Here is a 21,824-nt window from a genome sequence, read left to right as displayed (position 1 = left end):
CTGTCCGGGCCTGCCTCCCCTCTCCCTTCGCGGGAGGGGGGGCGGGAGAGAGGGGAGACGGCCCCCCGTCAGCTACTTCCCCTTCAACCGATAATTGATCTGCGCACGACTCAACCCGATCAGATGCGCCGCGGCAGTGACATTGCCGTTGGTGCGCTTGAGCGCATGATCGATCAACAGCTCCTCCACCTCGTTCACCGACGTTTGCAGACGTTCGTCGGTGCCGTTGAGAAAAGCGGCCAGGCGGGCAATGGCGGGATGAAGTGGGGCGGCGGAACTGGCCACCGGCGCCGGGTTGGGGATATTCGCAGCGGCGATATCCAGCTTGCCCTCGGCGGTCAGGCCGAAGGGCGCTTCGTCATCGAACTGCTCGCCGTTGAGCATGATGTGCTGCAGGTCCATGGCCTGGCCTTCATCGCAGCTGATGACGCCGCGCTCGATGAGGTTCTGCAGTTCGCGGATGTTACCCGGGAAGTCGTGGGTGAGCAGCGTGTTGATCAGGCGGGCGGTGAAGCCGCTGATCTCGCGCTGGTGCAGCTGGCAGTAACGCTGCAGGAAGTGATTCATCAGCAGCGGGATGTCTTCCCTGCGTTCGCGCAGGCTCGGAATCTGGATGGGGTAGACATTGAGCCGGTAGAACAGGTCCTGACGAAAACGCCCGGCCTGGACCTCGTCGCGCAGCTGTACGTTGGCGGCAGCGACCAGCCGCACATCAACGCGGATGGGTTTGTCGCCGCCGACCCGCTCGATCTCGCCTTCCTGCAGGGCCCGGAGAATCTTGCCCTGGGCGTCAAGACTGAGGGAGGCGATCTCATCGAGGAACAGGGTGCCACCATCGGCCCGCTCGAAGCGCCCCGGGCGGCTGCGGTCGGCGCCGGTGTAGGCGCCTTTTTCGACGCCGAAGAGTTCGGCCTCGACCAGGTTCTCCGGCAGTGAGGCGCAGTTGAGGCTGACCAGCGGGCTATGGCTGCGCGGGCTGTGGCGGTGCAGGTACTGGGCAAAGAGCTCCTTGCCCACCCCGGATTCACCGGTCAGCAATACCGTGGCCTGGGTTGGAGCTACCCGCTGCAGCATGCGCTGGGCACGCAGGAAGGCAGGGGAGTTGCCGAGCATGTCCGGGTCCTCGAGATCTTCCTGTGAACTGTGCTCTGGCTCGGACATGCCATGAAAGACGTGGCTGAAGAAGCTGTCGTCTTCCGGGTCTGACTGGTCGCCCTCCAGGTCGGCCCATTGCTCGGCGGTCTTGCCGATGATGCGACAGGCAGCATGACCGGTGGCGCGGCATTCGGTCTCGCGGAACACCACCATCCGGCCGAGCAGGGCGGAAGCGTAGCCACTGGCGAAGCCGGTCTGCATCCAGCACACGCACTCGCCGGCGGTGCCGTGATGGGCCAGATGGGCCTGGGCTTCCAGGGAGTTGTGCCAGTACAGGTCGGTGTAGAAGCTGCCGGCCTCGCTGTTTATCTCGAAGTGAATGGTTTCGACATTGACCATTCCTTCGAGCATGTGCAGACGTGGTCCGGCACTGTACAGGCTGCCGTGGTCCCCCTCTGGCCACTGCTGGGCGACCTGGCGTGCCAGGCGCGCCCCGGCGTGCCAACCGGTGCTGGTATAGATGCCGCGGGCCTTTTCCAGGCCCAGCTCGTTGATCAGTTCGCGGCGGATCTCACCGAAGGTGGCGCCCTGCATGAGCAGGTAACGCCGCCCGAACATCCAGATATTGCCCTGGGCCGGAGCGAAGGCAATCGCCTCGGCCAGTTGTGCAGGGCTGGGGTAACCGCTGCTCAGCTGGTCGGATGGATCGACGAAAAGGCTCTTGCGATTGGCCATCAGTCGTTCGAGCAGCTTATCTGTATATGCAGGTATGTCCGCCATTCAGTGCCTGTATGTGGTGAAATTTGCGCGCTCAATTATACGCGCGTGTTGAAATTTAGACACATTCACCGGCCGGCTTCTGACCGTTGGGTCGCGGGGAATGGCTGTGCGGCGTTTCGTCGCCTAAGCTGAAGCTGGCACAGAACTTGTAACACACCAGGAATCCCTTCCTGTGCGTTGCGGGGCCTGCCGGCCTGCCGCCGGGGCGTTGGGAGTCGAACATATGAGAGAGAAATCAGATGACTAGCAAGCCTGTCTTTCAGAATCTGGAACTTCAGCCGATTGCCGGCCAGTGGCGTGCCGGGAGCGGCACCCGCACCCTGGACGTGACAGATCCCTTCACCGGTGAACAATTGCTGAGTGTGCCAATGGCCACCCGCGAGGACCTGGACGAAGCCTATCGCAAGGCGGCCGAGGCCCAGCGCGAATGGGCGGCCATGGGACCCACCGAGCGTGGCAGCGTCATGCGCCGGGCAGTGGAAATCTTCGACGAGCGCAAGGACGAGATCGTCAACTGGTTGATCCGGGAAGCTGGCAGCAGCCGGATCAAGGCGCAGATCGAATGGGGCGCCGCCCGTGCCATCACTCTGGAGTCCGCGAGCCTGCCTGGCCGGGTCCACGGTCGTATCCTGCCTTCCGACGTGCCGGGCAAGGAAAGCCGCGTGTATCGCGCGCCGCTGGGGGTCATCGGTGTGATCAGCCCATGGAACTTCCCGCTGCACCTCAGCGCCCGTTCGGTTTCACCGGCGCTGGCGCTGGGTAACGCGGTCGTCATCAAGCCCGCCAGTGATACCCCGGTGACCGGTGGCCTGCTGCTGGCGCGCATCTTCGAAGAGGCCGGTCTGCCGGCGGGCGTGCTCAGCGTAGTGGTGGGGCCCGGTTCCGAAATCGGCGACGCGTTCGTTGAGCATCCGGTACCGGCGTTCATTTCCTTCACCGGCTCCACCCCTGTCGGCCGCAACATCGGTCGGATTGCCGCCGGCGGTGAGCATCTCAAGCATGTGGCGCTGGAGCTGGGTGGCAACAGCCCGTTCGTGGTGCTGGCAGATGCTGACGTGGAAGCGGCAGTCAATGCTGCGGTGGTGGGTTCCTTCCTGCATCAGGGCCAGATCTGCATGGCAGTCAACCGCATCATCGTCGAGCAGCCGCTGGTGGAAGAATTCACCAACCGCTTCGTCGAGCGGGTCAAGGCGTTGCCCTATGGCGACCCGAGCAAACCGGAAACCGTGGTCGGCCCCGTAATCAACGCCAAGCAGCTGGACGGTCTCAAGGAGAAGGTCCGCCTGGCACAGGAAGAGGGCGCGACCCTGCTGGTGGGCAGCGAGCCCCAGGGCAACGTCATGCCTCCCCATGTGTTCGGCAACGTCACCCCGGACATGGAAATCGCCCGCGAGGAAATCTTCGGACCGCTGGTCGGTATCCAGACGGCGCGCGACGCGGATCACGCGCTGGAACTGGCCAACAGCACAGAGTATGGCCTGTCCAGCGCGGTGTTCACCCGGGATATCGCCAAGGGTGTGGCGTTTGCCCAGGGCATCCGTGCCGGCATGACCCACGTCAACGACATGCCGGTGAATGACGAGCCCAACGCGCCCTTCGGTGGTGAGAAGAACTCGGGTCTGGGGCGCTTCAACGGCGATTGGGCGATCGAAGAGTTCACCACCGATCACTGGATCACTGTGCAGCACACCCCGCGCGGTTATCCGTTCTGAGTCGTTTAGTCCATCGAGCGAGTCATGCGGCTCGATATAAAGAGAAATACAGAAAAGGAGTCTCCAGATGAAGTCACTTCCAGGCAGTGCGACTGCCAAGCGTGTCCTGCTGGCAGGCCTGCCACTGGTACTGCTGTCGGCGGCCGCTCAGGCAGAAGAGCAACCTCAGTGGGACAGTGGCAAGCACCTGTACGACAACGTATGCGGTCACTGCCACGCCCCCGAAGTCAACGTCGGCCCGTCGCTGGGCGGACGTGGCCTGCCGGAGGCCTATGTCAAGGCCATCGTGCGCAACGGCTTCAACGCCATGCCGGCCTTTCCCGATTCCTACGTCGATGATGAATCCATCACCAAGGTGACCGAGTACATCGCAACCCTGCCGCTGGTAGAGCAACCCTGAGGAGGCCATCATGAGTGTGGATCGTCGTTTTGTACTCAAGGGTATGGCCTGGGGCAGTCTCGCTGGGCTGACCATGGGGGCCTCATTGCCTTCACTGGCGGGTGTCTCCGGTGCACCCGGCGCGGGCGCCGGCAGCCGACCGGTGGTGGCGCTGGTTGGCCGGGAAACCGCGGACTCGGCCTTTGTCGAGGGTGTCCGGGCGAGTGGCAACCCCATGCAGCTGCAGAAGATGGATTCCAGTCTGAGCGTCATGCAGCAGCTGGACATGCAATTGCGCAGCGGCAAGCCGATGCACATCATCGGCCTGCTGGATGATGCCACCGCTGCGTTGGTGATTGACCAGGCGCGCAGTGCCGGAGCCCGGGTGAACTGGGTCGGCCAGCACATGGCCAGCGCGGGGCAGAGCCGCCATCATCTGCTCAATACCTCCCTCGCCGAAGGCTGCTCGCGGCAGATGAGCCGCCAGCTGCATGCCTGCGGTGCAGGTTTCAGCCTAAACGAAGAGCGCTCGGGCAGTACCGCACCGGCCCGTCAGCTGGCCGGTCCCGCACGCACCATGGCGCACTCCGAGCAGTGGGCTGCGAGCCTGGGTTACCTGCTTGGCTCGCTGGGCGTACGCCGTCCGGCCATGGCTCCGCTGGTCACCGCCAACCGCATGCCACTGAACGGCAGCTTCGTTTCCTTTTCGATCGAGACCTGAAGGAGTCTGATCCATGTCTGAACAAAATGCTTCCCTGCTGCCCAAAGGTGTCACGCAGGAAAACTTCAACCAGGCGGTAAACAAGTTCCGCGCCCTGCTGGGTGACGAGAACGTGCTGCTGGAACAGCAGCAGCTGGTGCCCTACAACAAGATCATGATGTCGGTGGAAAACGCCGCCCATGCCCCCTCCGCCGCGCTGACTGCCACCACGGTCGAACAGGTGCAGGGTGTGGTCAAGATCTGTAACGAGCACCGCATCCCGATCTGGACCATCTCCACCGGCCGCAACTTCGGCTACGGCTCGGCTGCTCCCGGACAGCGTGGCCAGGTGATTCTGGATCTGAAGAAGATGAACAAGATCATCAAGATCGATCCCGAAATGTGCTACGCGCTGGTCGAGCCGGGCGTCACCTACGGCCAGCTGTACAACTACATTCAGGAAAACAACCTGCCGGTCATGCTGTCGTTCTCCGCTCCGTCGGCCATTGCCGGCCCGGTGGGTAACACCATGGACCGTGGTGTGGGTTACACCCCCTACGGCGAACATTTCATGATGCAGTGCGGCATGGAAGTGGTACTGGCCAATGGTGATGTCTACCGCACCGGCATGGGCGGTGTGAAGGGCAGCAACACCTGGCAGATCTTCAAGTGGGGCTACGGTCCGACCCTGGACGGCATGTTCACCCAGGCCAACTACGGTATCTGCACCAAGATGGGCTTCTGGCTGATGCCCAAGCCGCCGGTGTTCAAGCCCTTCGAAGTAATCTTCGAAAATGAAGAAGATATCATCGAGATTGTCGATGCCCTGCGTCCGCTGCGCATGAACAACACCATTCCCAACTCGGTGGTGATTGCCAACGTGCTGTGGGAAGCGGGCAGTGCCCACCTGACCCGGGCCCAGTACACCTCCGAGCCCGGCCACACTCCGGACGAAATCCTGAAGAAGATGCAGGAAGACACCGGCATGGGCGCCTGGAACCTGTACGCAGCGCTGTACGGTACCCAGGAGCAGGTCGACGTGAACTGGAAGATCGTCACCGACACCTTCAAGAAGCTCGGCAAGGGCCGTATCGTCACCCAGGAAGACGCCGGCGATACCCAGCCGTTCAAATACCGCGCCGAGCTGATGTCCGGTGTGCCCAACCTGCAGGAATTCGGTCTGTACAACTGGCGTGGGGGCGGTGGCTCCATGTGGTTCGCGCCGGTGAGCGAGGCACGCGGAAGCGAGTGCCGCAAGCAGGCGGCACTGGCCAAGCGCATTCTGCACAAGCATGGCCTGGACTATGTTGCGGAGTTCATCGTTGCCCCGCGTGACATGCACCACGTCATCGACGTGCTGTACGACCGCACCAACGAGGAAGAAACCCAGCGCGCCGACGCCTGCTTCAACGAACTGCTGGACGAGTTCGAGAAGGAAGGCTATGCGGTGTACCGTGTAAACACCCGGTTCCAGGAGCGGGTGGCACAGAGCTACGGGGAAGTGAAACGGGATCTGGAGCACGCCATCAAGCGCGCTGTGGACCCGAACAACATTCTCGCCCCGGGCCGTTCGGGCATCGATCTGGACAACTACAAGAAGTCCTGATCGATTCCGTACCAGACAAAGGGCAGCCCTCGGGCTGCCCTTTGTCGTTTCCGGTTCCCTGGCTCAGCGCATGTCGAACATCTCCTGATGGAAGTGCCGGTGCACGTCAAAGCCGTGCCGGGCGAAATCCTCGCGCAGGGCCTGAGCGAATCCCGCCGGGCCGCAGAACCAGATGCTTGCCTCCTGCCAGTCGGGTACGGCGGCGCGTATGCGTTCGCCGGTCAGGTAGCCGTCGCGGCTGCTGATCAGCAGATGCATCTGAACCTGCGTGTGACTGGCATCCTCTGCCAGTCTCGCCAGGGCCTCCTCGTCGACCTCGGCGGTACTGTGGAAGAAGTCCACCGGCCGGTTGTCCTGCGGGTGGCTGGCCAGATGCCGGAGACGGGCGATGAAGGGCGTGACGCCGATGCCGCCGCCGATCCAGATCTGCCGACGGCGATCGTCATCGAAGGTGAAGCAGCCGTATGGCCCTTCCACGGTGACCTCTGCGCCCACGCGCAGCCGCTCGTGCAGGGCGCGGGTATGATCTCCCAACTCCTTGACTATGAAGGTGATCTGCGGGTTCTGCGGCTGCCAGCAGGAGGCGATGGTGTAGGGGTGAAAGCCCTCGCTGCGGTCCGAGGTTGCGAAGGCAAACTGACCGGGTTGGTGTCCCGGCCAGCCCGGCACCCGCGCGTCCACCTGCAGGGAACGGACGCCGGGGAAGTAATGCAGTCCGGTAATGCGGCCGGACACCCGCCGTCCGGTGCCGATCCGTCTCAGCAATGACTGCAGCGCGCCCCAGCTGCCGACGGCCAGCAACGCGGCGGTGACCCAGCCGACCGGTGTGGTCCAGTAGCTGAATGTGAGCAGTACCAGGCTGTGCACCACCAGTGCCAGGTAGACCAGCGCCAGCAGCCGGTGGCTCTGGTAGAACAGCCGGTAGGGGAAGCGCTTGATCAGTGCCAGGGCGATCAGCAGTACGGCGGCATAGAAAGCCCATTCGCCGATGCTTTCGGCCAGCCCGCGCTGGCCGCGCAAAAAGGCTTCCAGTGTCGAGAGGTTGGCGCCGCCGTCCTTGGCCGGGCGGGTGATCCAGCCCCAGCCTACCGCCCACTTCGGCCCCTTGGTCACCAGCCAGTGCAGGACGGACAGCACCAGCGCGCCGATGCCCAGCCACTTGTGCAGCCGGTACATCTTGTCCAGCCCGCCCAGCCAGCCTTCCAGCCAGCGCGGTCGCAGGGCCAGCAGCATGGCCAGACTCATGCAGCCGATGGCCAGGATGCCGGTCAGCTGGACCAGCAGGGTGCGTACGGGGAAAATCCCGTGAGTACCGAACGCCCCTGGCTCAGCCAGCAACCACAGCACGGTCAGTACGGCCAGGATGAGCCAGAACACCCAGGTGATACGACGCATTACTTGCTCCGCGGAGAGGGTATAAGCCCATTAGACGCCTGGAGCGGGGCTGCAGCCATGATCCAGGTCAATTACTTTGCGTCGGCAATGGGAGGGAGTGGGCGGGAAGGGCTGCACACCCCCTGACGGAGTGTGCGGCCGTGTGGAAGTTACTCCATGGCTGAATCTGTTGCCGTACTGGGGGCGACAGTCAGTCTGCGAACACGCTGGAAATATCGGTCTGGACGCTGGCTTCAGTGTCCATCTCGACATAGCGCTGGGCCTGGGCGTCGTACAGCGGGAATTCCAGTTCCCCGGGAATGCTCGGGTCACCGGTCTTGGCGAAGTTGGTCCACATGGTCATCATGCGCTCGATGACCAGGTCGTCGGTTTCGTCGAAGCCGGCGGAGGTGAAGATGTCATCGGTATCACCCTGGGAACCGGTGATGCCGTTGCCGTTCAGATCACCGATCTGTACCGAGCGACCGGTGGCCGGATCCAGCACCAGGCCCAGCTGGTAGTGGGTTATGACGCTTTCCGGCATGTTGAACAGGTAGGCCAGTTCCGCAGCGTGGTAAGCGGTCACGCCCATCTCCCGCCAGCCGGCAGGTTGCTTGCTGAAGTGCATGGCGTAATGGGGCGAGGTGCTGTGGTCCGCCATCCAGGGGAACACGTTGAGTACTGTGGCAATCGGCTCCTCGGTGTCATTGGTGTTGATCAGGAACATGAAGGGCACATCGTTCTGTGACGCGCTTTCGAAGGCCTCCCGTTCGGCATAGGGCAGGTAGTGGTTGTCGATGTTGGTATAGGGCACCAGGGTCGCCGCGGCGGCCACCACTTCCATCCAGGTGCGTTCGCGCATTTCGGCAAGCGAGGCCGCATTGAGGTTTTCCTGCAGGCGTACCCCTATGGCTTCGGCACTGGCCAGGGTGCGGGTGTCCGGATGCAGGGTGCCGCTCTGGCTGATGGCCCGGTGGAACAGGCCGGCAGCACGGGGGGAGGCCATCAGCGACAGCACCTTCCGACCGCCGCCGGATTCTCCGAAGATGGTGACATTGTCCGGATCCCCGCCAAAGGCGGCGATGTTGTCCTGCACCCACTCCAGAGCCGCAATCAGATCCATCTGGCCATAGTTGCCGGAGCCGTTGTAACCGCTCTCGGCACTCAGATCGGGGTGCGCGATATAACCGAACGGCCCGAGACGATGGTTCACTGAAACCTGTACCACGCCCTTGCTGGCCAGTGCCTCAGGGTTGTTGAACGGCCGGGTGTTGCTGGTCAGGGAGGTGAAGCCACCCCCGTGGAACCAGACCATCACCGGCAGCTTGTCGGCGTTCCTGGGTGCCGTCACGTTGAGGTACAGGGAGTCTTCGCTCATGCCGCCCTCGCCAAAGCGCTCCAGGGCGGAATTCTGCGCGGCCTGATCACTCCAGGCGATGGCCTCGCGGGTGCCCTCCCAGGGTTCCAGCGCCTCGGGGGCGCGCCAGCGCAGCTCGCCGATCGGCGGTTTCGCGTAGGGGATACCCAGGAATTGCCAGGTGTTGGCGTCAGCGGCGAAACCGCGCAGCTCGCCGTGGGTGGTCTCGACCACGACGCGTTCACCGGTGGAACGAAGGAAGTGTTCCAGTGCGTCCTCGGCCTGGGTTACCCGCCGCGCCCTGGGGTCGGTGTCGGTGAAGGCGCCGGCGCTTTCCAGTGTCGCCAGCAGGGGCGTGAGGCTGGCGTTGAAATCGGCGCTGGGCTGGTCAAAGTCGATGTCGGCTGCGTGGCGCGATACTTCCTCGCGGATGGCCTCGGTAAGCTGGATGCCGTTGTTCAGGTCGCCGTCGGCATCCAGTGTCTGCAGCAGCACCAATCTGTTGATGACCCGCGGGTCGTCTGCCGCGGTGGCGCCTTCGGTAATGCTGAGCGGTGTCAGCACCTCGGCCCCGACAGCGGAGCCCAGGTCCAGCTCACCGATCGAGAAGTGCAGCGTTTCATCGCGCCGATAACTGAACCGGCCCTCAGCGTCGGTCAGTGCCGGATCAGTCCGTTCCCCGTGGTAGTCGAGGCCGGCTACAGCGCTGTCGATGAAGATACCGCTGTTGGACCTGGAGCTGGAAGAGGATGACGAACCGTCAAAACACCCACTTGTGCCCAGCGCGAGCGCGGTAATGACGGCAGTAAGCAACACCGGATGACGGCATGGTGATGGGAAGCCCTGCATGAAGTACTCCTGTTCTTGTTGTTGTGGGACTCTGCGACGCATCCCTGGTGAATGCGATCGGTTTGCCGCTATGGCTCACCGTTCCTGGGGGTGCAGAGGGCGCCGGATACGACCGGGCCCGCATGGAAGTATAGGATTGACTGAGTAACCGCGCGGGCTCTGACGGCGTAGCGGGTCGCTGTCCGTTGTCGGGCCGGCGTGGCCCGGGCGAATGCGTGTGAGCCAATTTCGCGAAGTGTTCTGCCGGGCCAGAGCGGGTAACGAGCTCTCGGTCTGCGCAGAATGGATCATCGTCCGCCGCTTCCAGGGGGTCGCTTTGTGACCGATAATTCATGTCGAGAATGATTGGTCATGTGCCGTTTTGGCTAGACTGGGGGGAGGTCGAGCGGAGGCGATAAGGTGGCGGGTATCTCTGCATTGGTAGTGATGGGAGTGACTGCGTGTGGCAAGAGCACAGTGGCGCAAGCCATCGCCCGGCGGATAGGGGGACGGCATATCGAGGGGGATCTGTTTCACAGCGCAGAGAACATCAGGAAGATGCGCGAGGGTATTGCGTTGACGGACGCCGATCGCACCCTCTGGTTGCATCTGCTGGGCGAGTTGCTCGCCGATGCAGTGACGAAAAACGAGAAACCCGTATTGAGTTGCTCGGCGCTCAGACGCAGCTATCGCGATCACCTGCGCGCGGCGGTACCCGCGCTGGGCTTTGTATTTCTGGAGATCGATGAAGCCGAGGTGCGGCGCAGGGCGGCCCGGCGCAGGGGGCATTTCATGTCCAGCAAACTGATCGACAGCCAGTTCGCTACCCTCGAGAGTCCGGTGGACGAACCCTGTGTACTGAGGGTCGACGCCACGCTGCCGGTTGAGCGGATCGGTCAGCTGGCGCAGGAATGGTGGCTCGCCCGGCGCTGATCCATTCACCGCCCCGATGGCGCACCTACAGGGCAACTGATGCAGCTGGACCCCGGGGAGCGAGGCCGCTTACCCTCGAAGGCCGATCAAGTCCTTCCAGGAGCGTCCGATGAGTGAAGTAACCAGCGACCTGATTGACGGCGTGCTCAGCCTTACCATTTCCCGGCCTGACAGAAAAAACGCCCTGACCAATGAGATGTACGCAGCGTTGGCTGACGGGCTGCAGAGGGCTGAGGCTGATGCGGAGGTCCGGGTAGTGGTGCTGCAGGCCGACGGCGAGATCTTTTCTGCCGGGAATGATCTGGGGGAGTTTGCCCAGCAGTCAACCGGCAACGGGCCGGCAATACGCCATGTCGAGCGGTTCCTGCGGACGCTGGCACGGGCGGGCAAGCCGCTGGTGGCGGCTGTCCAGGGCAAGGCTGTAGGCGTCGGCACCACCATGCTGCTGCACTGCGACTATGTGCTGCTGTCAGAGGATGCCGAGCTGATCGCCCCCTTCATCAATCTGGCACTGGTGCCCGAGGCCGGCTCCAGCCTGCTTATGCCGCTGCGTATTGGCCATGTGCGCGCCTTCGAAATGTTTGCCCTGGGTGAGCCGGTCGCCGCACGGGATGCCCATGCCTGGGGACTGGCAAACAAGGTGGTGGCACGCGACCAGTTGCGTGCGGAAACCCGGCGTATCGCCGGCCTGCTGGCACAGAAGCCGGCAGGCGCGTTGGCGCTGGCCAAGGGTCTGTTGCGGGATACGGAAACCATCCTCGGCCGGATGGAACGCGAAAGCGCCATCTTCTCCGCGCAGTTGCGCAGTGAAGAGGCGAAGGAAGCATTCAGAGCCTTTGCGGAAAAGCGCAGCCCGGATTTCAGCAGCATCGGCAGGCGCGGCGAGTAGTCCCGCCTGCCAGCCGGGCGCGGACCTGGAGGCGGACGTGAGTCTACTGCGCAACCGCCGCCTGTTTCTCCAGTTCGGCCTTCAACCCCGATTCCAGCTTCAGCTGACGGGCCAGTTCGTCAAGATAGGCGCGCTCCATGTAATTTTCCTCATCGACCATGATGATGCTCGCCAGATACATCTCGGCGGCAATCTCCGGGGTGCTGGCGGAGCGGGCGATATCGGCCGGGTCCAACGGCTTGCGCAGCTCCTGATCGAACCACTGGGTCAGCTGCGCATCGGTGGTCAGCTTGGCAATTTCGCCATCGATCAGTTCCCGCTCGCGATCGTCAATATGGCCGTCGGCCTTGGCTGCGCCGATCACAGCGCGCAGGATGGCCTGACTGTGCTGCTCCACCTCGGCGGCGGGCACCCGGTCGACCGTGCGCAGCGGTGCCTCGATAGCCGGAGCGCCCGGCTGGTTCTGCTTCTGCTGCCAGTTGCTGTAGGCCCTGTAGGCGACCACGCCCAGCGCTGCCAGCCCGCCGTAGGTGATGACCTTGCCGCCCATCTTGCGGGCTTTCTTGCTGCCCAGCAGCAGGCTCACCGCACCACCCCCGAGGGCGCCACCGCCGATGCTGCCGAGCATGCCGCCCAATGGGGAATTATTCCCGGGCGCGGCGGGTTGGCGGGGCTGGCTGTTACCCTGCTGGTTCTGCAGCAGATCCTTTCCGGCGCTGAGCAGTTGGTCGAGAAGACTGCGTGTATTCATGTTGACCTCGGTGGTGATCAGGACAAGCGGGTACCGCTGTGGTATTTCCCGCAACGTGCAGCTAATGTTGATGCGTGTCGGCGTGCCGGGTTCCCGGCCCGATTCAAAGCCTATACCCCTTCGTTGCCGATCAGGAGCAAATTCCGTGTTCAATTATTTCAAACGATGGCTGCCCGGCATGGGACTGGCGCTGCTAGCCGCTTCCGCCCAGGCTCTGGAAGTGGGCGATCCGGCGCCGGATTTCGAGCTGCCGGGCTCGGATGGCGAGATCCATCGGCTGGCGGACTACCGTGGCAAGCAGGCGGTGGTACTGGCCTGGTTCCCCAGAGCCTACACCTCCGGCTGCACCATAGAATGCAAGTCGCTGGCGGAGAATGGCCATCTGATCCGCGAGTTTGACGTCACCTACTTCATGGCCAGCGTCGACCCGCTGAGCAAGAACAAGGGTTTTGCTGCCGAAACCGGTGCTGACTTCCCGCTGCTGAGCGACGAGGAGAAGGACGTGGCCCGTGCCTATGGCGTGTTGCATCCGCTCGGTTTTGCACGGCGGCACACTTTCTATATCGGCAAGGATGGCCGGGTGCTGGCGATAGATACCGACGTCAGGCCGGCTACTTCAGCCGAGGACATGGCCAGAACACTCGGCGAGCTGGGCGTCGAGAGGCGTCAGCCCGGGCAATAACCAGCCACGGCTCGCCGCGGTGGCCTGGAGCTACAGCCCGAAGGCGGCCCTGAAGCCGGTAACCAGCACGCTGCTCAGCGGTCTGCGTCCTGCCAGAAAGGCGAGCGGGCCTGACGTTGGGAAGTGCCAGCTGGCCCTGGCCAGCCGTACGCTTCCACTTGCCCTGCAGCGCGTCACTGCCAGGCCATTTTCCCGCCGCTGGATGACGAAGCCGCGCAGCGGCGGACTGCCCGGCAGCCTCATGCGCTCGGTCACGCTGAGGCTGGCCAGACGGCCACCTTCGGATGTGGCGTGCAGCGTATTGGCGGAATCGGCTATCTGGCCGTCGAACTCGGCCAGCTGCTTGGGTATTCCCCAGAGCCGGCGGCCACCTTCGGCGGACACCGGATTGTCGACCCAGATATGGGTGACGGTGCAGGCCGGGTTGTAGCGCCCGGCGCCGCGTACCACAGTGGCTACAGCCAGTTCGTCGTACGTCAGGGTGCCGCCCGGTTGGTAATTGACCCAGACGGTAGCCACCAGGGCCTGGCCGGCGAGGGTGACATAGCGTATGCCGGGAGCGGCCTCGGGCAGCAGATGCACGGGCAGACGCCACAGCGAAATGCAGGCGGTACCGTGCAATCGCCAGGGCGCCGGCGGGATCTCGATCTCGAAGGGCTCGACTGCTTCAGGAAGTCCGGGAGTAACGGGTATGGCAGGGTACATGGTTTCGGTCTCGGCTGGCGGCTCGGGGCATAACCATGTGACCCTGCGAGCCGCGATCCGATCCCGCTATCAGTTGTTCATATCGACGTGGGCGGTTTCCTTGCCGATGATGAGCGCCAGTAGCGTGAGGGTACCCATGGCCGCGAGGTACACACCCACCAGAAACGGACTGCCGCTACCGATACCCCATAGCCACACCGCAACAAAAGGAGCAACGGCGGCGCCGAGAATGGACGAGACGTTATAGGAGATACCCGAGCCGGTGTAGCGCACGTTGGTGGGGAACAGCTCCGGCAGCAGTGCCCCCATGGGCCCGAAGGTCATGCCCATCAGGCTGAAACCCAGCACCAGCCACAGCATCACGCCAACAAAGCCCATCGACAGCAGCGGCACCCACAGCAAGCTGAATGCGATGATGCCCAGGGTCACCAGGATCAGTGTCCTGCGCCGCCCCCAGCGGTCGGCCAGCGGGCCGGATACCAGAGTGAAAATACCGAAGAACACCACGCCGAAAATCAGCATCAGCACGAAGTCATTGTAGCTGTAACCCAACCCGGACAGCTGGCCGGCGCCGGGCTCAACCGGGGCGCGGCCATAACTCAGGGAGAAGGTGGTCATCAGGTAGAACAGCACATAGGTGGCGAGCATGTAGAAGGTGCCGAGGATCAGTTCGCGCCAGTTGTTGCGCACCACCGCGCCCAGCGGCAGTTTTACCACCTTGCCGGTGTTGATCGCCTTGGTGAAAGGTGTGCTTTCCACCAGATTCAGCCGGATCCACAGGCCGATGACGACCATGACGGCGGAAAACAGGAAGGGTATCCGCCAGCCCCAGTCGAGGAAGGCTTCGGACGGCCGCGAGGGGTTATCCGAGGGCAGCGCGGCTGCCACGATCAGGAACAGGCCGTTGGCAATGATGAAACCCAGCGGTGCGCCGAGCTGGGGGAATGTCCCGAACAGCGCCCGCTTGCCCGGCGGCGCGTTCTCGGTGGCGACCAGCGCAGCGCCGGACCACTCGCCGCCGATGGCAAACCCCTGAGCCAGACGCATGATCACCAGCAGCAGGGGCGCCCACCAGCCGATGGCATGATAGGTGGGCAGCACTCCGATCAGGAAGGTTGCGATGCCCATGGTCAGCAGGGCGTAGATCAGTGTGTTCTTGCGCCCGATCTTGTCACCGAGGTGGCCGAAGAACACCGCGCCCAGTGGCCGCGCGACCATCGCTGCGCCAAAGATGGCGAAGGAGGCGAGCAGTGCAGTGGTCTCGTTCCCCGGCGGGAAGAACAGGTGCGGAAATACCAGTACCGCGGCGGTAGCATAGACGTAGAAATCGTAGAACTCGATAGTGGTACCTACCAGGCTTGCAAACATCACCCGTGATCGGGAGTTGGCCGGGGCGGCGGGGGCGTAAGCGGTATTTTCGGACATGGCGGCGGACTGTCGTTCATCGTTATGGGCTGCCCCGGCGGGTGCGATGCCTCGGTGGGAGCAGAATGGAGCGCTATCTTCGCCGATCTGCCGCACCAGTGGTAGCTCTTCGACTTTTTCCGGGGCAATGCCCGGCTGCTTGCCGCCCGGTCTGTAGCGCAACGGGAAGGAAAACATTAGAGTGGCCGGCTTTCAACAGCGGAGCGAGACCCATGCTGGCGCACAGCACAGAACTGACCATGACCGTCCTGATGACTCCGGACAAGGCGAACTTCTCCGGCAACGTGCATGGCGGCGCGCTGCTCAAGTACCTGGACGAGGTGGCCTATGCCTGCGCCAGCCGTTATGCCGGGCATTACGTGGTGACCATGTCGGTGGATCAGGTCAACTTCCGCCAGCCGATCCAGGTGGGCGAGCTGGTGACCTTTCTCGCTTCGGTCAACTACACCGGCACCAGCTCCATGGAGATCGGCATCAAGGTAATCACCGAGGATATCCGCGCCAAGACCGTGCGCCATACCAACAGCTGCTTCTTCACCATGGTGGCGGTGGATGACACCGGCCGACCCACGCCGGTGCCGCCGCTGGAGCCGCAGACCTCTGACCAGAAACGCCGCTTCTGCCAGGCGCAGCAGCGCAGGCAGATCCGTCACGAACTGGAGCAGCGCTACCGGGAAATGAAAGAGACCGATACCATCGACTGCTGAGCCGGCCGCCGCCACTGAATCGCGTGCATTAAAAAGCCCGGCTTGTGGCCGGGCTTTCATTCGGCAAGAAGCTTATTTTTGGTAAGCGTCTACTGCCTTTACAATTTCCGCGCGGGCTTCGTCAGCGTTGCCCCAGCGGTCGATCTTGACCCACTTGCCGGCTTCCAGATCCTTGTAGTTCTCGAAGAAGTGCTGGATCTGCTGGATCAGCAGCTCGGGCAGGTCGGTGTATTCCTTCACGTCCTTGTACAGCACGCTCAGCTTGTCATGGGGGACGGCAATCAGCTTGGCATCACCACCGCCATCGTCGGTCATGTGCAGCACGCCGACCGGGCGGCAGCGGATCACTGCGCCGGGGGCAACCGGGTGCGGAGTGACAACCAGCACGTCCAGCGGGTCGCCGTCATCGGCCAGGGTGTTCGGAATGAAACCGTAGTTGGCCGGGTAGAACATCGGCGTGGCCATGAAACGGTCGACGAACAGGGTGCTGGAATCCTTGTCGATCTCGTATTTGATCGGGGCGTGGTTGGCGGGAATCTCGATCGCAACGTAGATATCGTTGGGGATGTCCTTGCCTGCTGGAATCTGGTCGTAGCTCATGGGTTACCTGATGCGGGGCATTGTGATTGGGGCAACGTCGCTCGCTGGACGTCAGGAAAAATATGGGCGGAGATTATAGGTGCTTGGGCCCGGTTTACCAAGTCAAACCTTCGTCCATGATGCCGGTCTGCCTTCCCTGCCCGGGGCGGGGAGGGAAGGCAGACCGGCAGATCTCACACCTCGAAGGGCGGCAGCTTGCGCTCGACCGGGTGATTGTCCAGCCGCACGTAGGCCGGCAGGCCGTTGCTGAAGGGCGGGATGTCCTCACCCTGGATCAGCGGCGAGAGATACTCGCGGCAGGCGTCGGTGATATGGAAGCCATCTTCGCTGATGAATTCGCGGGGCATGAATTTCTCGACGTTGGCCACCTCGCTCAGGGGCGCCTCGATGATGTCCCAGCGGTAGGGCTGGCTTTCCAGCCGGCGGATGGCCGGCATGATCGCATTCTTGCCCTGCAGGGCGATCTCGACGGCCGCCTTGCCCAGCTCGTAGGCCTGTTCCACATCCACTGCAGAGGCGATGTGGCGCGCAGCGCGCTGCAGATAGTCAGCCACGGCCCAGTGGTACTTGTGGCCGAGCCTGTCGCGGATCAGGTTGGCGATGGTCGGCGCCACGCCACCCAATTGTGCATGTCCGAAGGCGTCGGTCAGGCCGGACTCGGAAAGGAACTTGCCTTCCTTGTTCCGGATACCTTCGGAGACGCCGATGACGCAGAAGCCGTGGGTCTTCACGCACTCATCGACGCGGGCGAGGAAGGCCTCTTCATCAAACTCGATCTCGGGGAATAGCAGGATGTGCGGCGCTTCGCCCTCGGCTTCGCTGGCCAGGCCGCAGGCGGCGGTGATCCAGCCGGCGTGGCGGCCCATGACTTCCAGAATGAAGACCTTGGTGGAGGTCGCGCACATGGAGGCGACGTCATAACCAGCCTCGCGGATGGAGGTGGCCACATACTTGGCGACCGAGCCGAAGCCCGGGCAGCAGTCGGTGATCGGCAGGTCGTTGTCCACGGTCTTCGGCACATGGATGGCCTGGATCGGATAGCCCATGGTTTCAGCCAGCTGGGAGACCTTCAGGCAGGTGTCAGCGGAGTCGCCACCGCCGTTATAGAAGAAGTAACCGATGTTGTGGGCCTTGAACACTTCGATCAGCCGCTCGTACTGGGTACGGTTGGCTTCCAGGCTCTTCAGCTTGTAGCGGCAGCTGCCAAAGGCGCCGGAGGGGGTATGACGCAGTGCGGCAATGTTCTCCGCTGATTCCCGGCTGGTATCGATAAGGTCTTCGGTCAGTGCACCGATGATGCCGTTACGGCCAGCGTAAACCTTGCCAATTCTGTCCGGATGCTGACGGGCAGTCTCGATGACGCCAGCGGCGGAGGCGTTGATCACTGCGGTTACCCCGCCCGACTGGGCATAAAAGGCATTCTTGACGGTCATGCTGACTCCATGGTGTGTGTGCTGATGCCAGATAGGACAACCGCCACAGCGGAACGGTTGCATCCACGGCAATAACAGTAATGGGGCGAAGAATGGCGCGCATGATAGCTGAATGTGCCGTGTTTTGCATGATCGGGTGCCGGGTGGTTGCCGGGCCGGGGGAGAGGGGCGCCCCGGCCCGGACATGATAGAATCCGCCCCATTACGCACTGACGACAGGATTTGCCGATGCACCTCCACATTCTCGGGATCTGCGGTACCTTCATGGGCTCGCTGGCATTGCTGGCGCGGGACCTGGGGCACCGGGTCAGCGGGTCGGACGCCAACGTCTATCCGCCGATGAGTACCCAGCTCGAAGCCCAGGGCATCCAGTTGCTGGAAGGTTATGACCCGGCCCATATGGACCCGGCACCGGATCTGGTGATCATCGGCAACGCCATGTCCCGGGGTAACCCGGCGGTGGAATATGTGCTCGACAAGGGCATCCCCTATACTTCCGGCCCGCAGTGGCTGGCTGAGCATGTTCTGCAGGATCGCTGGGTCATGGCGGTAGCCGGTACCCACGGCAAGACCACTACCTCCAGTCTGCTGGCCTGGATTCTCGAAGACGCCGGTATGGCGCCGGGCTTTCTCATCGGCGGCGTGCCGCAGAACTTCGGCATTTCCGCTCGGCTGGGCGACACGCCGTTCTTCGTTGTGGAGGCAGATGAGTACGACAGTGCCTTCTTCGACAAACGCTCCAAATTCGTCCATTACCGTCCGCGTACGGCCATCCTCAATAATCTCGAATTTGATCACGCGGATATTTTTCCGGATCTGGCCGCCATCGAACGCCAGTTTCACCATCTGGTGCGCACCGTACCGAGCAGTGGGCTGATCATCTATCCGCAGCAGGAGCAGGCGCTGCAACGGGTCATCGATATGGGCTGCTGGACTCCCTGTCAGACCACTGGTGAGGGCGGCAACTGGCAGGCTCGCCTGCTGGCGGAGGACGGTTCGCGCTTCGAGGTCTGGCTCGACGGCCAGCTGCAGGGGGTGGCGCAATGGAGCCAGACCGGCGCACACAGCGTGTCCAACGCGCTGACGGCACTGGCTGCTGCGCGCCATGTCGGTGTCACGCCGCAGCAGGGTATCGCTGCTCTGGCTGGCTTTGCCAGTCCCAAGCGGCGAATGGAAAAGCTCATGGATATCAACGACATCGCTCTCTATGACGATTTCGCCCACCACCCCACCGCCATCGCCACCACTCTCGCCGGGCTGCGGGCCAGCATCGGCGACAAGCGTCTGATAGCCATCATCGAACCGCGCTCCAACACCATGCGTCTTGGCAGCCACATGGCGGCGCTCGCGCCGAGTGTTGCCAAGGCCAGCGAGGTGATCTGGTATCAGCCGCCGGGGCTGGACTGGTCACTGGATACCGTCATCGCCGACAGCCCGGTACCGGCGCGGGTGGCCACGGACATCGACGGTATCGTCGAGCAGGTGGCCGGCGCCGCCGAGCCAGGTACCCGCATTGTGATCATGAGCAATGGCGGCTTCGGTGGCATCCATCAGAAGCTGAAACAGGCGCTGGAGGCAAGACATGGTTGAGCGTCGGGTCACCCTGGCGGTCACCGGTGCCTCCGGCTCGCAGTATGCACTGCGTCTGCTGGAATGCCTGGTGCGAGCCGACGTCGAAGTGTTCTTCCTCATCTCCCAGGCCGCGCAGCTGGTGATGGCCACCGAGACCGATCTGCAGCTGCCTCCCAAACCCCAGGCCATGGAGGCTGTTCTCACCGAGCACTACCAGGCCAGGGCAGGGCAGATCCGCGTATTCGGCAAACAGGACTGGATGAGCCCGGTGGCCTCCGGCTCGGGTGCGCCCTCGGCGATGGTGGTCTGCCCGTGCAGTACCGGTACGCTGTCGGCGATTGCCACCGGCGCCAGCAACAACCTCATCGAACGGGCGGCCGATGTCACTCTCAAGGAGCGGCGCAAGCTGATTCTGGTGCCGCGGGAAAGTCCGTACTCCACCATCCACCTCGAGAACATGCTCAGCCTGAGCCGGATGGGCGCCGTTATCCTGCCGGCCAGCCCCGGTTTCTACCATCGCCCGGAATCCGTCGACGATCTGGTCGATTTTGTGGTTGCGCGGATACTCAATCAGCTGGGGATCGAACAGGATCTGCTCAAACGCTGGGGCGAGTGAGTCACGGTCGGGTTGACCTGAAACGGCGCTGCGGCCCGGGCCGCAGCGCCTGCAAGGCGTCAGACGAAGTACAGCGCCAGCGTCTCGGCGATGTAAGCCGGCTTCTCCACACCTTCGATTTCCAGCGTGGCACGGGATTTCACCAGCCACTGCCCCGGGTTCTTCTCCGTTACATCCACCACGGTCAGCTGCATGCGTACCCGCGAGCCGACACGCACAGGCTGGATGAAACGCACGCTGTCCAGACCGTAGTTGACCGCCATCTTCAGACCTTCGGGACGGATCGCCAGCCCGGCGGACAGCGCCGGAATCAACGACAGCGACAGGAATCCGTGGGCGATGGTGCCGCCGAAGGGCGTCTGCTTCGCCTTTTCTTCATCGATGTGAATGAACTGGTGATCGCCTGTGCATTCGGCGAACTGGTTGACCCGCTCCTGATCGATCAACAGCCAATCGGAATGGCCCAGGTCCTTGCCGATGAAGGAAGGCAGGTCGGAAACGGTAACAGTGGTCATGGCGCTCTCCATGGTGATCTTGTTGTTGGCCCGCGAGGGGAAAGTCGTCGCCATGGTTGCAACAGGATTGTGACGGGTCAATGGATCGGCCGCTTCATTGGTTTGCTGAATGGCGCAACCGCGGCGTGGGGTCATTCAACGCCTGAAATCCACATATCGCCGATGTGGATTGGCGCCGCGCCAGATAAATCCCTCGAAGTAGTAATGCAGAAAGCTCACCGTGAGCACCAGGATGCTGACCACCGCGTACCGGCTGTGCGACGTCAGCACGAAGGCGATGCCGATCGATAGCAGAGGCAGCAGAATGACCGGTGACAGGCGCGTGAAGCTGGTCAACCGATAGACGCTGTTGACCGGTTCGTGCTTGTTGCGGTTGCGGTCGTGGGTGATGTAGACGGTGTAGGCGGTGAGGTCATGAATGACACGGGGAATCAGAATCACGAACAATGAATACCCGATCTCCTGGATCAGCAGCGTCGACAGGATCAGCGCGACATTCCCCCACAGGTACCAGACGCCGATACGGTGCCGGGACGTCGGCGTCAGGCGGATGGCGAGCACGATCAGTGCGGCGGACAGCAGGGCGGCAGTGTAGGTGAGGGCGTCATACAGACTGACATTACCGAGCCAGATGTTTCCCAGGTAACGTTCGCCATATACGTTCATGTAGATCGCGAAGCCGGCGATGATCAGCAGCCACTTCCAGAGTCGGTAGGTCCGGGTTGGCGGTGTCGCCATCATCATCAGCGTCAGGCCCAGCTGCTGGGCCAGCACGTGATAGATGGTATAGAACGCCAGAAACAGGAACAGCAGGCTGTAGCTCAGCGGCTGCGGGCCGATATGTCCGGCCGTGGCGATGCCGGCGAATACCAGCAGTGGCCACAGCAGCGTGCGCCGGTAATGGGTCAGATATTCGCGGTCGGCCATGGTGATCAGGCTGGCGATGATGTGAGGCAGACCGAAGATCACGGTCCAGAACGGCCAGTGCTCCGGTTGGGTCGGGATGTGCTGGTAGACGGCGCGCCCCTCGAACAACCAGGCATCAGCGATCACCAGCAGCAACGACAGCGGAATGACCGCATAGAGCGCCAGCAGCCAGCGGCAGTCGATTACGTGAATCGACTGCTCCTGCAGGGCCAGTGTTTGTTCTTGTAATGACATGGCA

The 21,824-nt window shown here is 62.9% G+C and carries 20 protein-coding genes; 10 read left to right on the top strand and 10 right to left on the bottom strand.

The genetic code is table 11. The features are described 5' to 3' along the window. Positions 1–72 precede the first annotated feature (72 nt). A complete protein-coding gene (locus IEW63_RS07635; protein WP_229710385.1) occupies positions 73–1,830 on the bottom strand; it encodes a sigma-54-dependent Fis family transcriptional regulator in 1,758 nt (585 codons plus the stop codon). Between the two features lie 284 nt (positions 1,831–2,114). Between IEW63_RS07635 and IEW63_RS07630 the strand changes: the two genes are divergently transcribed. The 4 genes from IEW63_RS07630 to IEW63_RS07615 all read left to right on the top strand — a co-directional run bounded on the left by IEW63_RS07630 (position 2,115) and on the right by IEW63_RS07615 (position 6,272). Continuing rightward, on the top strand, positions 2,115–3,587 hold the full coding sequence (locus tag IEW63_RS07630; protein ID WP_188636002.1) for an aldehyde dehydrogenase family protein: 1,473 nt from the start codon (positions 2,115–2,117) through the stop codon (positions 3,585–3,587). A 67-nt stretch (positions 3,588–3,654) separates the two neighbouring features. Further along, on the top strand, positions 3,655–3,987 hold the full coding sequence (locus IEW63_RS07625) for a c-type cytochrome (RefSeq protein ID WP_188636001.1): 333 nt from the start codon (positions 3,655–3,657) through the stop codon (positions 3,985–3,987). Between the two features lie 10 nt (positions 3,988–3,997). Beyond that, a complete protein-coding gene (locus IEW63_RS07620; RefSeq protein WP_188636000.1) occupies positions 3,998–4,687 on the top strand; it encodes a hypothetical protein in 690 nt (229 codons plus the stop codon). A gap of 13 nt (positions 4,688–4,700) precedes the next feature. Then, positions 4,701–6,272, top strand: a complete 1,572-nt coding sequence (locus IEW63_RS07615; protein ID WP_188635999.1) for an FAD-binding oxidoreductase — start codon at positions 4,701–4,703, stop codon at positions 6,270–6,272. A gap of 63 nt (positions 6,273–6,335) precedes the next feature. Here the strand turns inward: IEW63_RS07615 and IEW63_RS07610 are convergent, their stop codons facing one another. Together IEW63_RS07610 and IEW63_RS07605 are read right to left on the bottom strand one after the other, a co-directional pair. Further along, positions 6,336–7,667: a ferredoxin reductase family protein gene (locus tag IEW63_RS07610; RefSeq protein WP_188635998.1), complete on the bottom strand. Its 1,332-nt coding sequence runs from the start codon at positions 7,665–7,667 to the stop codon at positions 6,336–6,338. Positions 7,668–7,857: 190 nt separating this feature from the next. Next, on the bottom strand, positions 7,858–9,852 hold the full coding sequence (locus tag IEW63_RS07605) for a carboxylesterase/lipase family protein (protein ID WP_188635997.1): 1,995 nt from the start codon (positions 9,850–9,852) through the stop codon (positions 7,858–7,860). A 426-nt stretch (positions 9,853–10,278) separates the two neighbouring features. Here IEW63_RS07605 and IEW63_RS07600 point away from each other — a divergent pair, with 426 nt between their 5' ends. Both IEW63_RS07600 and IEW63_RS07595 read left to right on the top strand, forming a co-directional pair. Then, a complete protein-coding gene (locus tag IEW63_RS07600; protein ID WP_188636081.1) occupies positions 10,279–10,764 on the top strand; it encodes a gluconokinase in 486 nt (161 codons plus the stop codon). Between the two features lie 109 nt (positions 10,765–10,873). Next, entirely contained in the window at positions 10,874–11,653 is a 780-nt protein-coding gene (locus IEW63_RS07595; RefSeq protein WP_188635996.1) for an enoyl-CoA hydratase, read from the top strand. A 43-nt stretch (positions 11,654–11,696) separates the two neighbouring features. Here IEW63_RS07595 and IEW63_RS07590 read toward each other — a convergent pair whose 3' ends face one another. After that, positions 11,697–12,404 (bottom strand): tellurite resistance TerB family protein, encoded by a 708-nt coding sequence (locus IEW63_RS07590; RefSeq protein ID WP_188635995.1) that lies wholly within the window; start codon positions 12,402–12,404, stop codon positions 11,697–11,699. 145 nt (positions 12,405–12,549) lie between these two features. Here IEW63_RS07590 and IEW63_RS07585 point away from each other — a divergent pair, with 145 nt between their 5' ends. Further along, on the top strand, positions 12,550–13,086 hold the full coding sequence (locus IEW63_RS07585) for a peroxiredoxin (protein ID WP_229710383.1): 537 nt from the start codon (positions 12,550–12,552) through the stop codon (positions 13,084–13,086). A gap of 30 nt (positions 13,087–13,116) precedes the next feature. On the opposite strand, the gene IEW63_RS07580 is transcribed toward IEW63_RS07585, so the two are convergent. Together IEW63_RS07580 and IEW63_RS07575 are read right to left on the bottom strand one after the other, a co-directional pair. Next, positions 13,117–13,791, bottom strand: a complete 675-nt coding sequence (locus tag IEW63_RS07580) for an acetoacetate decarboxylase family protein (RefSeq protein ID WP_188635994.1) — start codon at positions 13,789–13,791, stop codon at positions 13,117–13,119. A gap of 69 nt (positions 13,792–13,860) precedes the next feature. Then, a complete protein-coding gene (locus tag IEW63_RS07575) occupies positions 13,861–15,216 on the bottom strand; it encodes an MFS transporter (protein ID WP_188635993.1) in 1,356 nt (451 codons plus the stop codon). Between the two features lie 212 nt (positions 15,217–15,428). Here IEW63_RS07575 and IEW63_RS07570 point away from each other — a divergent pair, with 212 nt between their 5' ends. Then, a complete protein-coding gene (locus IEW63_RS07570) occupies positions 15,429–15,923 on the top strand; it encodes an acyl-CoA thioesterase (RefSeq protein ID WP_188635992.1) in 495 nt (164 codons plus the stop codon). Positions 15,924–15,995: 72 nt separating this feature from the next. Here the strand turns inward: IEW63_RS07570 and ppa are convergent, their stop codons facing one another. Together ppa and IEW63_RS07560 are read right to left on the bottom strand one after the other, a co-directional pair. Beyond that, positions 15,996–16,523: an inorganic diphosphatase gene (ppa, locus tag IEW63_RS07565; RefSeq protein WP_188635991.1), complete on the bottom strand. Its 528-nt coding sequence runs from the start codon at positions 16,521–16,523 to the stop codon at positions 15,996–15,998. 173 nt (positions 16,524–16,696) lie between these two features. After that, positions 16,697–17,956: a 6-phosphofructokinase gene (locus tag IEW63_RS07560; protein ID WP_188635990.1), complete on the bottom strand. Its 1,260-nt coding sequence runs from the start codon at positions 17,954–17,956 to the stop codon at positions 16,697–16,699. Positions 17,957–18,184: 228 nt separating this feature from the next. Here IEW63_RS07560 and mpl point away from each other — a divergent pair, with 228 nt between their 5' ends. Both mpl and IEW63_RS07550 read left to right on the top strand, forming a co-directional pair. Continuing rightward, complete coding sequence (mpl, locus tag IEW63_RS07555; RefSeq protein ID WP_188635989.1) at positions 18,185–19,546, top strand: UDP-N-acetylmuramate:L-alanyl-gamma-D-glutamyl-meso-diaminopimelate ligase; 1,362 nt, start codon at positions 18,185–18,187, stop codon at positions 19,544–19,546. Continuing rightward, entirely contained in the window at positions 19,539–20,144 is a 606-nt protein-coding gene (locus IEW63_RS07550; protein ID WP_188635988.1) for a flavin prenyltransferase UbiX, read from the top strand. Before mpl ends, IEW63_RS07550 begins: the two co-directional genes overlap by 8 nt. Positions 20,145–20,203: 59 nt before the next feature. Here IEW63_RS07550 and IEW63_RS07545 read toward each other — a convergent pair whose 3' ends face one another. Beyond that, positions 20,204–20,659, bottom strand: a complete 456-nt coding sequence (locus IEW63_RS07545; protein WP_188636079.1) for a MaoC family dehydratase — start codon at positions 20,657–20,659, stop codon at positions 20,204–20,206. 135 nt (positions 20,660–20,794) lie between these two features. Further along, positions 20,795–21,820: a hypothetical protein gene (locus tag IEW63_RS07540; protein ID WP_188635987.1), complete on the bottom strand. Its 1,026-nt coding sequence runs from the start codon at positions 21,818–21,820 to the stop codon at positions 20,795–20,797. Between the last annotated feature and the right edge of the window lie 4 nt (positions 21,821–21,824).

This window comes from Halopseudomonas pertucinogena (assembly GCF_014646575.1).
GTDB classification, from domain to species: domain Bacteria; phylum Pseudomonadota; class Gammaproteobacteria; order Pseudomonadales; family Pseudomonadaceae; genus Halopseudomonas; species Halopseudomonas pertucinogena.
This window is presented reverse-complemented; position numbering and strand designations above follow the sequence as displayed.

Excerpts from the sequence above, each read along its gene's own strand:
- IEW63_RS07635 (WP_229710385.1), bottom strand. The coding sequence starts at position 1,830 with ATGGCCAATCGCAAGAGCCTTTTCGTCGATCCATCCGACCAGCTGAGC.
- IEW63_RS07630 (WP_188636002.1), top strand. The coding sequence starts at position 2,115 with ATGACTAGCAAGCCTGTCTTTCAGAATCTGGAACTTCAGCCGATTGCC.
- IEW63_RS07625 (WP_188636001.1), top strand. The coding sequence starts at position 3,655 with ATGAAGTCACTTCCAGGCAGTGCGACTGCCAAGCGTGTCCTGCTGGCA.
- IEW63_RS07620 (WP_188636000.1), top strand. The coding sequence starts at position 3,998 with ATGAGTGTGGATCGTCGTTTTGTACTCAAGGGTATGGCCTGGGGCAGT.
- IEW63_RS07615 (WP_188635999.1), top strand. The coding sequence starts at position 4,701 with ATGTCTGAACAAAATGCTTCCCTGCTGCCCAAAGGTGTCACGCAGGAA.
- IEW63_RS07610 (WP_188635998.1), bottom strand. The coding sequence starts at position 7,667 with ATGCGTCGTATCACCTGGGTGTTCTGGCTCATCCTGGCCGTACTGACC.
- IEW63_RS07605 (WP_188635997.1), bottom strand. The coding sequence starts at position 9,852 with ATGCAGGGCTTCCCATCACCATGCCGTCATCCGGTGTTGCTTACTGCC.
- IEW63_RS07600 (WP_188636081.1), top strand. The coding sequence starts at position 10,279 with ATGGGAGTGACTGCGTGTGGCAAGAGCACAGTGGCGCAAGCCATCGCC.
- IEW63_RS07595 (WP_188635996.1), top strand. The coding sequence starts at position 10,874 with ATGAGTGAAGTAACCAGCGACCTGATTGACGGCGTGCTCAGCCTTACC.
- IEW63_RS07590 (WP_188635995.1), bottom strand. The coding sequence starts at position 12,404 with ATGAATACACGCAGTCTTCTCGACCAACTGCTCAGCGCCGGAAAGGAT.
- IEW63_RS07580 (WP_188635994.1), bottom strand. The coding sequence starts at position 13,791 with ATGTACCCTGCCATACCCGTTACTCCCGGACTTCCTGAAGCAGTCGAG.
- IEW63_RS07575 (WP_188635993.1), bottom strand. The coding sequence starts at position 15,216 with ATGTCCGAAAATACCGCTTACGCCCCCGCCGCCCCGGCCAACTCCCGA.
- IEW63_RS07570 (WP_188635992.1), top strand. The coding sequence starts at position 15,429 with ATGCTGGCGCACAGCACAGAACTGACCATGACCGTCCTGATGACTCCG.
- ppa (WP_188635991.1), bottom strand. The coding sequence starts at position 16,523 with ATGAGCTACGACCAGATTCCAGCAGGCAAGGACATCCCCAACGATATC.
- IEW63_RS07560 (WP_188635990.1), bottom strand. The coding sequence starts at position 17,956 with ATGACCGTCAAGAATGCCTTTTATGCCCAGTCGGGCGGGGTAACCGCA.
- mpl (WP_188635989.1), top strand. The coding sequence starts at position 18,185 with ATGCACCTCCACATTCTCGGGATCTGCGGTACCTTCATGGGCTCGCTG.
- IEW63_RS07550 (WP_188635988.1), top strand. The coding sequence starts at position 19,539 with ATGGTTGAGCGTCGGGTCACCCTGGCGGTCACCGGTGCCTCCGGCTCG.
- IEW63_RS07545 (WP_188636079.1), bottom strand. The coding sequence starts at position 20,659 with ATGACCACTGTTACCGTTTCCGACCTGCCTTCCTTCATCGGCAAGGAC.
- IEW63_RS07540 (WP_188635987.1), bottom strand. The coding sequence starts at position 21,820 with ATGTCATTACAAGAACAAACACTGGCCCTGCAGGAGCAGTCGATTCAC.